Source organism: Desulfonispora thiosulfatigenes DSM 11270 (assembly GCF_900176035.1).
Taxonomy (GTDB): domain Bacteria; phylum Bacillota; class Peptococcia; order Peptococcales; family Desulfonisporaceae; genus Desulfonispora; species Desulfonispora thiosulfatigenes.
In genome coordinates, this window is the sequence record NZ_FWWT01000006.1 from 1 (window position 1) to 13114 (window position 13114).

The 13114-nt window shown below is 32.6% G+C and carries 11 protein-coding genes and 2 pseudogenes; 1 reads left to right on the forward strand and 12 read right to left on the reverse strand.

Annotation, left to right across the window (positions count from 1 at the left end; all coding sequences use genetic code 11):
* Positions 1-150: 150 nt before the first annotated feature.
* The 12 genes and pseudogenes from B8965_RS13045 to B8965_RS01045 form a co-directional block, all read right to left on the reverse strand.
* A pseudogene (locus B8965_RS13045) lies at positions 151-333 on the reverse strand (transposase); the annotation flags it as partial.
* A 67-nt stretch (positions 334-400) separates the two neighbouring features.
* Positions 401-574, reverse strand: a complete 174-nt coding sequence (locus B8965_RS12245) for a hypothetical protein (protein ID WP_200805850.1) — start codon at positions 572-574, stop codon at positions 401-403.
* Positions 575-823: 249 nt separating this feature from the next.
* On the reverse strand, positions 824-1084 hold the full coding sequence (locus B8965_RS00995; protein WP_084052009.1) for a hypothetical protein: 261 nt from the start codon (positions 1082-1084) through the stop codon (positions 824-826).
* Positions 1085-1147: 63 nt separating this feature from the next.
* Positions 1148-1483 (reverse strand): hypothetical protein, encoded by a 336-nt coding sequence (locus tag B8965_RS01000; protein WP_084052010.1) that lies wholly within the window; start codon positions 1481-1483, stop codon positions 1148-1150.
* A gap of 486 nt (positions 1484-1969) precedes the next feature.
* On the reverse strand, positions 1970-2410 hold the full coding sequence (locus tag B8965_RS01005) for a hypothetical protein (RefSeq protein ID WP_084052011.1): 441 nt from the start codon (positions 2408-2410) through the stop codon (positions 1970-1972).
* A 17-nt stretch (positions 2411-2427) separates the two neighbouring features.
* Positions 2428-2673 (reverse strand): annotated as a pseudogene (locus B8965_RS13050) (Rpn family recombination-promoting nuclease/putative transposase).
* A 23-nt stretch (positions 2674-2696) separates the two neighbouring features.
* A complete protein-coding gene (locus B8965_RS01015) occupies positions 2697-7109 on the reverse strand; it encodes a hypothetical protein (RefSeq protein WP_084052013.1) in 4413 nt (1470 codons plus the stop codon).
* Between the two features lie 38 nt (positions 7110-7147).
* Positions 7148-7882, reverse strand: coding sequence for a DUF6063 family protein (locus B8965_RS01020; protein ID WP_084052014.1), 735 nt, complete (start codon positions 7880-7882; stop codon positions 7148-7150).
* The gene (locus B8965_RS01025) at positions 7866-9452 is read right to left on the reverse strand and encodes a hypothetical protein (protein WP_084052015.1); all 1587 of its coding nucleotides are present in this window, start codon (positions 9450-9452) and stop codon (positions 7866-7868) included. Before B8965_RS01025 ends, B8965_RS01020 begins: the two co-directional genes overlap by 17 nt.
* Positions 9427-10455: a Wadjet anti-phage system protein JetD domain-containing protein gene (locus B8965_RS01030; RefSeq protein ID WP_159446231.1), complete on the reverse strand. Its 1029-nt coding sequence runs from the start codon at positions 10453-10455 to the stop codon at positions 9427-9429. Before B8965_RS01030 ends, B8965_RS01025 begins: the two co-directional genes overlap by 26 nt.
* Positions 10456-10832: 377 nt before the next feature.
* The gene (locus tag B8965_RS01040) at positions 10833-11207 is read right to left on the reverse strand and encodes a type II toxin-antitoxin system death-on-curing family toxin (protein ID WP_084052018.1); all 375 of its coding nucleotides are present in this window, start codon (positions 11205-11207) and stop codon (positions 10833-10835) included.
* The gene (locus B8965_RS01045) at positions 11204-11446 is read right to left on the reverse strand and encodes a type II toxin-antitoxin system prevent-host-death family antitoxin (RefSeq protein WP_084052019.1); all 243 of its coding nucleotides are present in this window, start codon (positions 11444-11446) and stop codon (positions 11204-11206) included. Before B8965_RS01045 ends, B8965_RS01040 begins: the two co-directional genes overlap by 4 nt.
* 824 nt (positions 11447-12270) lie before the next feature.
* On the opposite strand from B8965_RS01045, the gene B8965_RS01050 reads away from it, so the two are divergent.
* A complete protein-coding gene (locus B8965_RS01050; protein WP_084052020.1) occupies positions 12271-13113 on the forward strand; it encodes a peptide arginase family protein in 843 nt (280 codons plus the stop codon).
* Position 13114 lies beyond the last annotated feature (1 nt).

Here is a 13114-nt window from a genome sequence, read left to right on the forward strand (position 1 = left end):
CCCTAAATTCATTCTTTGTTTTCATCAATAAATATATAGATTAATCTTCTATTTCCTTGGCAAAGAATGCTGCTGTCCTTTTTTTAAAAAGTTATTTTCCTTTTCTAGTTCTTTATTTTCACGTTCTAATTTTCTGATTTTATCAAGTAATTCTAAATCTTTTGTTCCTGTTTCTGTTTGGCTGCATTCTTTGCGATAGTTTTTAATCCATATATTTAAAGAGCCTTGTCCAAGGCCATATTCTTTAGTTAAACTGGCAACAGATCTGCCTTCTTCAAGATGTAATTTTACTAGTTTTTCTTTAAATGATTTTTCATATATTTTCTTACCCATTTTTGTATCACCACTTTCTTAAATATAATAATATATTATTTCTATGTGGTGTTACAACTTTAGTTTATCATGTCAGAATTAGCCTTTCAATTGCTTCTGGCTTTCCTACTAATAAAAGAGAACCTTTTGTAAAATATCCATTTTTTATACCACCAATAGATTTTAAAAGATCTTCATCAGATAGTGATAACAAATTATCATCTGCCCTCTCTCTTGACATAAATTCTCTAATGCGTTCCATTGCTTAAAGTGTTGTATCTTATTCTTAAAGATATACTTTCTTAGAGCAATAAATCCTTCTGTTAGAAATAAGCATCATCTATAAAAATTTATAGATGATGCTTATTAAATATTAGTACAATTAAGCAGGTAACTTGTCCATAATTCTAATAATAAAAAACCTTTTTGCTTCTCATAGGTACATAGTATGCACAAAAAAGGAAATGTTGATTAATAGTTCGATGGGATTTGGGGGGTTATTTGTATTAATTCATAAGTTTCTTAATAATGCTTGAACCTTATCATAATCATTTTTATGTACGTAGATATAATAAGTTTTGGTATAATCCATATTTACACCATAAGTACCCGTTCTTGCTCGATTAGATGAACCAAAATAACTTGGACTGGTAAGATCGACTATCTTATAATCATATTTAATTTTATTTGATGAAAGGCTGTAACGGACTTCATCAAATCTTTGTGAGGAGTTTCCTACAAAAACTTCTTTTCTGTTCCAAATCATTATCATAAATTATCCCCCTTAATGAACAATATTCTTCTGATGTGTCTTTATTAGTTCATATTCCTTTGTTTATATCCCATAGTGGATAATATATTTATTTTTTATTCTAGCTTCCGTAAACAATATAATTATATCCTTGTATTCTTCCACATAATGACGATTAAAAATAGATATAAAATCTTCCATGGAATCTGGTGGTATAAGCGTTATGCCACAATATGCAAGATTCATTTCTGGGCGTTTTAACGTATGCCAATAACAAGGTATATTCTTAAATTCAGGCAATAAGGGTTCAATAAAATCATCGTTTATTTTAATTAATTTATATTTTTCAGGATCATATTCATCAAATCTCTGATTCTTTTTTGGGTCAGTTTCCATAATTCCAAATTCATGATTTGCCATTTTATTTCACCTCAACGCATCTTGGGCCCATATTACTTTCTCGTCCAGTATCTAGGTACAACTTTCCCTTAATTTTACCATGGGGATTAAATCAGATAATTCTTTTTTCTCCGTTGATATTTCCCAAACATTATAATATTTCAAATAAACTTCGGTAGTCATAATAATCGTTTGACCTTGTGATTGAAAAATATATCCACTACCAGCCTGCTCAGCAAAATCTATATTATATTTATTTTCTACAAGTTTAATTAGGGCTTCTTCTGCTTTGTTGTAATGTCCTTTACCTTTTGAAATGTATACTTCTTTATTAGGCAGATACCTATCTTCTTTTTCACAAATAATTGTTGTAACTTCCTTTACAGTTTTCCCTTATAATTCAACAAAAAGGTTGCTCATAAATGAACAGCTTAAAGATTTACTCTTAATTATTATCTTTCTAATTTCTCAATTTCTACTTTGCTTAGACCTGTAATATCAATAATCTCAGTAATAGGCATACCTTTTACTAATAGTTTTTTTGCTACTTCTTTTTTGCCTTTTTCTATTCCTTTTTTCTCTTTGTTCTAAGATACTCATAATAAGATCGCCCTTTCCATCTAAACTTTTTATTTCTTCTTTGATATCAGCTTCTTTTATTTCACTATTTGTCAGTTCTATATATTTTAAATATATTTCTCCGTAATAGATTAATGTATCTAATTCTACTTCTTTTTTTGCTTCTTCTAATGCTAATAAAAACACTCGTAAAACAACTTCTAGATTTTCCTCAAAAGCATATTTAAATGCTTTTAACATCATTGCTGTTAATTTTGTGTACTTTTCAAAATCATTTTCTTCGTACTCTTTTAAATTAATAAAGTCATGCTTAAATACTGGTATTCTTTCCTGAAAATATTTTGGTAAATCATCAAACCCAGTAATCATTTCTTTTAGATCTATCTTTAAGCTCCATTTATCTGCCCATGATATATAACAATAGGGATGATTATAGGTAATTCTTTTTTATTCTCTTTTTGAACTTTTGTCATTCAAAATTCTAATATATATTTATGTACTTGAAATATGGTTAATTTATCTTTATACGATTTATGCTCCAATAAAAAACTAATGTAACTTTCCTGGTTGTTTATTTTCACTTTATAAATTAAATCAGAAAATTTTTCTTGTAATTCTTCAGTAAGCGTCAACGACGCTTACTGATTTATTATTGCTATTCAATCTCTAAATGATCTAATAGCCTTATTTGAATGATTTCCTTTGATTCCGTTTTCTCATTACGAATAGTATTGATAAACTGACCTTTCGAATTCTTTGTCTGTTCAATAATCATGTGTTTATCAAATAAAATCTGCGCTGAACTTGGCACGTTATGCGCAACACAAAGTAATTGAGCATTGCTTTTATCGAGGAATCGTCTTACTGGTTCCCAAAGCTCAATTGAGGATGCAGATGCAAATGGATTATCCAAGAAAATAAAAATCGGTGCTTTCATCTTGTCGCTAATTACCGTCACGTTATTAAAATACTTAACCATCGTAATGGCAAACATAACATATGTTACATAGCTTTGACCTGATGATGCTGAAAGCCTTCCCCAACTATAGTATTTAGGCTTTTCTTGCTCAATCTTTAGTATCTGGATATTCAACTTATCAAAATCAATTCCATACTGGATGATATTGTTAATACTCATACGGTTTTTGATTTCTTTCTTAGTCATCCCATCATTTTGGACTGAATATGCCAATTGATAGACATAAACCTTAAGTCTGCTTAGAGCAATATCATTTTCAATCCTACAGCTGTTCTCATCACTTAAGTTGATTTTGAATGATTCTTTTGTGTAATCACCATACTTAAACTTAGAATACTCCGGAATTTTTGCAATCTCATCCAATATCATCTTAAGCATTCTGAATACTTGTTCAGCAATCTCTTCGTCAAGACGTCCGATGTTTCCAATCGATGTTTCTAGATTTCTAATAGTAGTATTGATGCCATCAGAAGTCTGTATAAGGAGGTTTACAAGCAAGATCGTTTCTTCAACCGTCCGCTTATTGGTGAGGTATTCTTTGAGTTTAATCTTAAGCTGCTCGTTAATGATGAGTTTATGAAGCGTTGAGTCTAGTTTTTTTATCTCCACATTGATTCGATTTATTGCCTTGTCGTACTCAGCTTTCACTTTTGCGTAGCTTTTTTGCATTTCACTATAAGAAAGCATGATATCTGATTTTACAGCGGTTTGCCAGTTCAAAACATTCGTATCACAAAAAACCTTGTACTGACCAAGCTCATTCGTATACTGATTACGCATCTCAGTAATGTCATTCATATCTTTTTTAATTGTTTCAATTAGATCATTAACCTTCAATAACCCTGTATGAACTTCTCTCTCCAAGCTAAATAATTGCTGCCCATCAAGAGCTTTAAATTTTTCAAAGTACACGGTAATCTTATTTTCTTGTTTCTCATAATTCTTTTTGCAGGCGATTAGTTCTGCTTCAGCATAGCTCTTTTCTTTTTCTAATACGGATTTCTTCTTATTCAAGTCCTCAATTCTCAGATCAAGAACTCTAAACTCTTCTGGAGCGACCTTTTCTACATAATTAAGTACGTAGACTTCCGAAAAATCAATCTGCCCAAACCTATGGTCTTCTCGAATATCTCGCATCAATTTATTCAGTTTGGCTTGTCTTTCAACCAGCTCATCATAATTCTGTGCCTTTTCATCAAATGCTTGCTTTGCTGCTAAAAATTTGCTGTAGAGATTAGCAATATCTTCTTCCGATAATATGCCAAAGTTTTCATCCTTATAACCTTTAGAACCATCTACATAGCCACGATATAGGCGAATATTTTCTTTAATTCTCTCAATGGCCTTTTCGAGCTGTTCCTTATCCTTTTGTGCAAGATTAAGATCAGCTTGGTTGTTGTCAATTTCATATTCTAAACTTGATTTTTCTTCAATGAAATCTTTAATCCGATCAACAATTTCATTAATCTCGCTTGCTATTTTCATTTTAGAAATGAGAAATTGCTGCTTTTCATTTACCTCTATATTTTCCTTCTCAAGTCTCTGAAGCTTATCCTTCAATTCTTCAGCTTTTAGCTCTAATGTTCGAAGCTGCTGCTCTTGCTGCAGCTTTCTCGCAGTTAGTATAGAGATTTCTTTTCCCAATTCATCTACAGATTCTAAATATTTTCCGACTGCCTCTAAGGGATACTTATGAATATGAGCACTTAACAATTCTATCTGTGCTTCAATCATTTCCTTTTCCAAAGTCAGAGCAGTTTGCTTTTCTGACAATTTATTGATTTCCTTACTTCTTAATTCAATTGCTACTGCTGGATTGAGTAGATTTCTATAATACTCTCCATCTCGGGTAAGCAGAAACAGCGAATCAAACTGGATTTCTTCCTCAATTTTTTTTATAGCGGACCAGGGCATTAAAACCAGATTTTCTTGAGCTACCGTTATACTTACGGTTTTCTTACCTTCTGAAACACGTTTATAGTCATCATCTGCAACTATCAAGACCTCGGCAAAGCCCGGAAATCTATTAAGTATTTTTCCGGATTTCTCTTCACCCAGTTCTTTTAAAATATCCGATCCAAATTTTGCATATTTCCAGTCACCTTTAATGGCATTTAAAGCATCATACTTTGATCTCGCTCTTAGGAACCCATAGTCTTCGAGTATTTTAATCTCATCATTTAACTGATCCATAGATTTGCTAATTTCAATCATTTTTGCTGTATGACTTTCAACCTGTTTTTTAAACTGGCTACAAGTTTCTTCGATATCACTCTCTTGAGCGGAAGTCTTCGTCCTAATTTCTTTGAGAGAGTTTCTATATGCTTCCACCCATTCATTCTTTTCTGATAGCTGCCTTTTACGTTCACCGATGATTGTCTCCGTATTATTTACATCACCGTTTTCTTTTATTTGATCTTCTTTGTTCTGATTGATTGCATCAGTTGTTCCTTTCAATTCAGATGCAGTACTTATTTTAAGCTCTTCAAGGCATTTAAGCTCTTCTTCATCCAACAGCGAATTACTGTAATTGGAGTATTCTTTAAGTTCTTTTTCGATATCCGATAAAGAACGTTCCAAGCTGTACTTTTGATCATTTGCACTTTTGATATTTTCTATGTGTTGTCTAAATCTTACTCCAAGTTCACCTTCTGCCTTTTTCAGCTCACCTAGTTTCTCATTTGCTTGAAACAAACGTTTATTATCCAACTCAAGCTGAGTCTCTAAATTGATGACTTCTTTTTCTGCAATCAGACAAATTGTATTGGCAAACTCTGCCGTGGTCTTTTTTTCGTCATAGTGCGCGCTTGTTAATTTTTCCAGTCTTTCGTCGATTCCATTTTTCTCAGACTCATGCTGTTTGTAATCAATAGCTAAATTAATAGTCTCAAGTTCGGTCTTTTCTTGCTGCTTTTCTTCTATTTCAGCATTTAGTTGATTTACGATCTCTACTTTATTAGCAAGAACCTTGTTTAGTTTTTCAAGTTCTATCTGAAGCTTACGAATTTCTATATTTTCAATGTCTTTCTCAAAAATACTTTTCTGCACATTAAGTGCAACATATTCAGCATCCAATCCCCTCAAGCGTTCTTCCATTTGCCTGAGAGAAAAAACATATGCAGCTACTTGCTTAGGGTATTCTTTCAAATGAGTATCATACTCCTCAAGAGCATTTACTCTCCCATTCACAAATTCAATAAAGGCAGCAATTCCCTCTCTTAATCGCTCATACTCAGCTTTTTCAGCTTGAAATTTATTAAGTTCATTCAGACTTTGTGATTTTTCAAACAGAGATTCTGCAAGTTGAGATGAGCGGTCCATTTTTTCCAGATTCATTACGAAAGCTCTTGCATCAAGTGCTTTTTCTGTATTTGGCACAATAAAATTCATTAGCAAGTCCTTGGGGCGCTTGCATTTTTCCTCAAAGAACTGCTTAATGTAGTTTTCGTCTTTGTTGATTTCTCTCAAGAATTCAAATACTTCTGAGTTGATTCCGAATTTCTTTAACTCCTGATAGTACCGACTCTTTTCATTTTCAAATATTTGTATGACAAAATAGCGACCGTGCTTATCGCTCCTCATTTTTGCTTGTAAAAAGTCCTTTATGCTTTTATAGTTTGAAGGGGTTATCCTTTCACCGTCCTCTTTGCACAATGGCAATGTTTCAATTGACAACGAATCTGTCGCTAAATTATTACCGGCAATGATGTAATTCATATACTTGAGTCCCAATTCGGAATTATCTACTGCATCCGAGGCTTCATCACTATTTCTTGGCTCAGCCATTGCGGCAAACCCCAGATAAATATTCTTAAACTGGTGCCCTTCAATACTAAAATGAGATATCGAATGTACTGTTGAGCCCAGTGTAACTCCTGAAAACAAATTAAGAACTTGATTTTTATCAGAGAAAAACGAATTAGGCAAAACTGTTTGAAACAACATCTGTGCTGCAAGTGTTTTACCTCCACCATTTTTCATATCGAGCAGAACATTTTTCCCATCAACAAAGAAATACTCGTTTGGATAAACAATCGAGTTATAATTAGCATGAACGTTTACCAACCTAAAACCCTCTAATTTTGCCATTTTTTCCCTCCTTTCTCTATAAAAGCATTATATTCGATTTATTCAACAAGTAAGTTATCAAGGTAATTGTATATTTCAGCTTGAATCTCATCTGCATTGTAAGCGTTCAAAATTGTAGCCTTGAAGCGGTCTGTAATGTAAATCACTTTGTCGCCATTCAAGTCAACCAGCTTAATCAGTTCTTGATTTTCCATAAAGCGAAGCGTTGTATTGAGTAGTTGGATTTTTGATGATTTACCGTATTCTTTCCTACTATCTCCTTCGCCTTTATCCAGCCTTACCCTGGGCAGATCAGTCCATTTCTTTACAACAACTTCAAAATTGTATGATTTCTCGTATGAGATTTCATCGAGATTAGCTTGTTCTCTTAGGATTTCCACCTTTTTATCAACAATATCCATCAGATCATTACTTTTCATGAATGGCTTCATTGGTGAGGGGCTTGCTTCTGGGAAAAATTCCATAATAACATTTGCAATGATAAATAGGGACGTATACAAATCTTCATTATTAAAGGAATATCCGAACTCTTTCCTCATCTCTTCATTCGTATAGCCAAATGTTTTCACTCCAGGTATCGGCGAGACGTAGAAGGTTCCAGCCTTTTCATTTAAAAACAATCCCATTGTTTGGCATATATTTTCTAAGTCATTTAGAGTATCTCCATCGTTAATAATACTTTCATGGATTATGGGAAATTCATCTCTTGAAAGATTTCCTTTCTCAATCAGTACTTTAAGAGCATTCCCTACGGCATCAATATTCTTGGCCATTTTTCAAGTTTCCTTTCTCAATCAGGCTAATTTTTAAATTCCCGATCGTTCTATCGTCTTCACCATTAATTTGTACTTTCTGATCCGGTTCAGTTGCAATGTGGATCTCAGCATTATAAGTTATTTTCATTTTCTGAAACCAAAAGTAAGTTAATAGTTCTTGTACTTGGAATAATTCAATAGGTTTATCTATTATCAAGTTTCTTTCATTCAGTTGTATTACCTGTACGTTATCAGAGCCGTATTTATTTTCTCTTTGTACATCTGGCAAATAACTTAAGCTTAATAAAAAGCTTAAAAAGTCTATTGAACCTATTGCAGCAGAGCCCTTTTCTTGTTCAACATAGCTTATAAAGTCTGAAATATTCTCTATCGTAGAATTTAGCTTAATCAGGTATTCAACCAACATTTCGAACAGTTTTAAATAATTGTTCTTCATTCGGCCATCATAGATTTTTTCAAAGTCTTCATGCTTTTGCGGTTTAACGTCAATTTCTTCAGCTGCTATGTTTTCCATTTGCCTTGTAACCTTTTGCCCCGATAACGCGACCGCAACCCCAAATCGCTTATTTCGTTTCGGCAATAGTAATGGCTGAACTGAATTTATGAATCTATCGATAGGTGTATCGAGTTTTGTCAATTCATCAAAATGCTCTTTCAAATTGAAAAGGCTTAGAAAGATATTAATCATTGATGATTTATCAATTTCAAGCATTTCAACTGGCATTTTTGAGATTTCATTTGTATACACAGCTTGAAGGTTTGAGCTCTTACTGAGTTCAATTTCAATAACTCTTAACACCTCGATATCTTCTGGTGTGAGTGTAATATTGTTCTTTTCCAAGTATTTACTCTCTTTGTAGAGCTGTAAGCGTTCCTTTGCATCTTCATAGTGACTTGTTTCTTCGCTGCGAAGATCAAAAAAATCGCCCCAATATTTTTTGTATAGTCTACTTGCTTCGTCACGCCCAAACCTGTTCATGGATAAGATTTCATTCTTAATATCCAATTGTCTCAAGGTTTCCAAATTAATGCTCTTAATTGTATTTAAAGCCGCTTTATACTTTTTCTTTTCCAGTTGTAATTTGAAAAGGTACATCGCCACAGTCAGCTTAGCTTCCTGTGGAATCTCTTTTGATGAAATAAGAAACTCCAAACCTTTATCTGTTATCTTGAATCCTTCATCTTTTAGGCTGTAATCTACATAAGCAACCTTAACCGATTTTACACTCCGAATTTCATGATCATAATATTCAAATTTGATTGGATCTCCATTCGGTTTAGCTCCTTGAAGCTTGGAAACTAAGTTTTCGGCAATCTCATCAAGGTTGTATTCATCGACACACTCAATACCAATTAAGTACTCATTAATAAAAGTTTTAATTTCATAGACTTTCATCGCATATGCATTCAGTCTGCCTTCTTCAACCATGTAAATGAGTAGCAATATGACTAAATTGCCAATATCGAACGCATAGGAAGCTCCCGACACAATATAATAATACAGCGAATATATCCCTATTATTTCTTGGCGGTTACTGGCATCAGAATAGTCTATATTGTAGTTCATCCATTGTCACCTTCATATCATCATAGTTTAATGCTTCCTGCGGAATACATCCCGCAGATTTCAATATTGACATTATTGTGTTTCTATCTTCCTCAAATAGATTTGTCAGTATTTCTTCAGCTTTTGAGTTATCAATCGTTCTTTTATTATTAAGAGGCCGTCCTTCGTAGCAAAGTAAGCTATGATAAAGCACCCTTGAGAGCTTGATATTATGCTGCGGATACTTTTCAATAAGCGACCTTGCAATATCAAAACCTTCTTGATCAATGTCGCCATAGTATAAAAACAGATCTTTATTTCCGAGACCATATACATACAAAAATTTAAAGATCTTAATAACCGCTCTTCCTTCTCCAAAGAGAACTCCTTTGATGTTGGACACTCTCCCGGTTAATAGTCTTAGTAGTGAAAAGCAGGTATCCTTATTCTCGACAACTAGAACGGTATCCCCATCAGAAGATGTCGGATAATAAAAAGGCGATATTGTATCCACATACGAAATATCGCTAATTTCTAATCCCAAATTATTAAGAATACGTTTCCCATTCACTGAAGCCTTTTCGGGCTGTAATAATGCTTTTTCGTCTTTGAAAACCACATATGAAATTTCATTGAGCGTCAATTCTCCGGAATTTCTATATAGAAAGTCTTTTAGTCTCTCAATGTGAGGGCTATCAATATGATACTGCTCTAAATTCTTCAGATAGTATGAAGCGTCCATCCCTAAATCGTGACAAAAAAAATCAAGATTTACGCCTTCAGATTGACCTTCTAAATTCCATTTATTAATAGTTATTTTTCTCTGGATAGAACCCAAATTTGCTTCACCTTTGGCACTTCTCTTTATTTGGATAATTCTCTGATCATTTAAATCTTGAAGCTGCTGAATATATTCATTGATTTCTTCACGAGACCATTGTAATACCGGCTGCTTTCGATATTCAAAAGCTAGATCATATATATCTATTGTTTTCTTACTATAATTTTTCAGAATATTTATCATCAACATTGCCTCCAATGGTTTATACTCGAGCATTTCTAAATTTCTAGCAGATATTGATCAAGAATTCCACTCAAATGTAGTTTATACTGCTCAATCACCGGCTCCGGAAATAGTATCTTTACTTTACTTCCAAACTGTGATATCCAAGCAATGAAAGTGGAGCTTACAACCACCTTAATCCAGATATAGATGCTATTTTCATCCATTTTTCCAATCAAAACTTATTTTCCAAAACGATCGATATCTGTCATTCAACTGATTAATGAGGAAATCCATTATATTTAACGGTTCGTATTTCCAAAGCGAGCCAGCCTTAGATAGGTTTTATCTTAGGCTAGCTCATTTTGGAAATATATTGTTAGCAGACGTTTACATAACTACTCATGTTCATTAATCCAATTTAATATCTCATCTTTAGTAAATTTTCCTTTTGCTATATTTAATCCTAAATTCACTAATTCTTCTTGTTTGAAAGATAACTTTATCCCATTATATTCTAATAAAATAAGCATTACATAAATACCCATTCTTTTATTTCCATCAACAAATGAATGATTATTAATAATGCTATAACAAATACTGGCACATTTTTCTTTAACTGTTAAATACAATTCTACGCCATCAAAAGTTGCTCGTGAATTTTCAATTGCTGAATGTAAAAGTTGTATGTCTCTTATTCCGTCTGAGCCACCTGTGGTTGCAATCATTTTCTTATGAAGCTTTATTATATAGTCTACAGTAATATATTTCATTTAGCTAATTCGTTGAATGCTTCAATATTCTCAGATAAAATTTTATCAGCGATTGCATCTAATTTTTCTTCTTCAAAAATAGCTTCTTTACTAAACTCTTCAAAATCTAAAAGAATATATTTAGGTTTATTGTTTTTCATTATAACTACTGACTTACTATCATCTACAATCTTAGCAATTTTTGAAAAGTTTTGATTTGCTTCAGATATAGAAATCATATTTTTAGTATTTACCAACATTAATAAACACCTCCTATAATTATTATATCATATTTAGGATAAATTCATCCTATTTAATAACATTTATTGAAAATTTAAAATAAGATATAACATATTTGCTAACCATTAACTTCCCGACACATTATTTCATTAATTCCTCTAGTTTTGTTTGGATTCACGACAAGAATGTCAGGAATACTACCTTTAAATAATTAAGTTTTAAAAAAACTAATTTTACAATCATCAAAAAACACAATATATATAAATATTCTTTGTAAACACCCACCTCCCTCCCAAAATTCCCCTTCCTCGTTCGATCGAGTAGGAGGTAAATAATTATTTTATTTACCGTCCTCTCACACCACCGTACGTACCGTTCGGTATACGGCGGTTCATTAAGACAGCATTAATTTCTCATACTCTTTTAAAACCACGATTAATCAATTTTTGATTAGTTATGGTTTTATTTGTTATATGACTATTAGATCTCCCCAGGTAAGAGCGTAAACTTTCATTCCATGTATCTGCTACATATACTTTCCCTATTTCGGATAATTCAGGATTTTGGCTTGTTATGCAACCTCATCCATAGGGTCAAGCCTCTAATGTAGTTCGTGTACCTCAAACCAGAACTTTGCCTCCGACTTCCTTCAGATTCCACCTCACGGTGGACACCCTTGTCTTAAGATAACGGTTGGCACTATCAACCCCCGTATCGGACTTTCACCGACTAGTTTACGCCCATGCTGGGCGCACATAAAAAAAGTCTTTTCCTTTTATTTAAGATATGGTATTTTGAATATTGTCGAAATCTGTCAGTTGTCTTTTTAAAGGAGTGAATATCGTTGAAAGCAAATAACGTAATAGCGAAAGTAGTAGGTGGAAAGAAAACTTATATTGTAGAGAATCATCACGAAGTTATAATTTCATGGTCAGAATATGCTTCTAATAATGAAACTGCACCTGTATTATTAACTTTTGATCATCATATAGATACCCGAAGTGCATTTTATAGATATTCCCGTAAGGTTGCTGGACTCGAATGGAGACCCGTAAGAGATCAGTTAATTGCTAATGTTGATATAAATGACTCAAATTCTATTGAGGCAGCATTAAAAAGACTTTGTAATGATGAGCACATAGATTTTGCATTACAAACAGGGATAATATCAGATGCAATAGTATTTAGCCTAATGGATGTAGGTATTTGCAGAGATTTTGCCAATAATAAAATATGCTATATAGATCCTTACTGCACTAGTAAATATAACAAAAATTCTCATGGCGATGAGTGTCAAATTGATGTATATGATAAGGTAATCGAAGGAGAGGAATTATTCTTTAAATTAAAACAGATAAATCAATTTATTCCTGGTTTTTTTATTTCAGATAGAATAAACAAGAAATTTATTTTAGATATTGATTTAGATTGTTTCCATACTAAAAAAGCTATTAATCCCGTAGATATGTCCGTTTTTAATTATTTAGTAAATAATGCAGAAATAATTACTATAGCAAAGGAAGGATATTACGTTGACCTGGAAAAAAAGGATAATGATATAAATGAGAATTATCTTTTAGAAAAGTTATTAGCTCATATAGAAAATTCTATAGAAAGAACTGAAGGTAATAAACGATTTAAATCCTCTAGGTATAATAGCACAAGAAAAAGTGATAAAGTATCTTGAA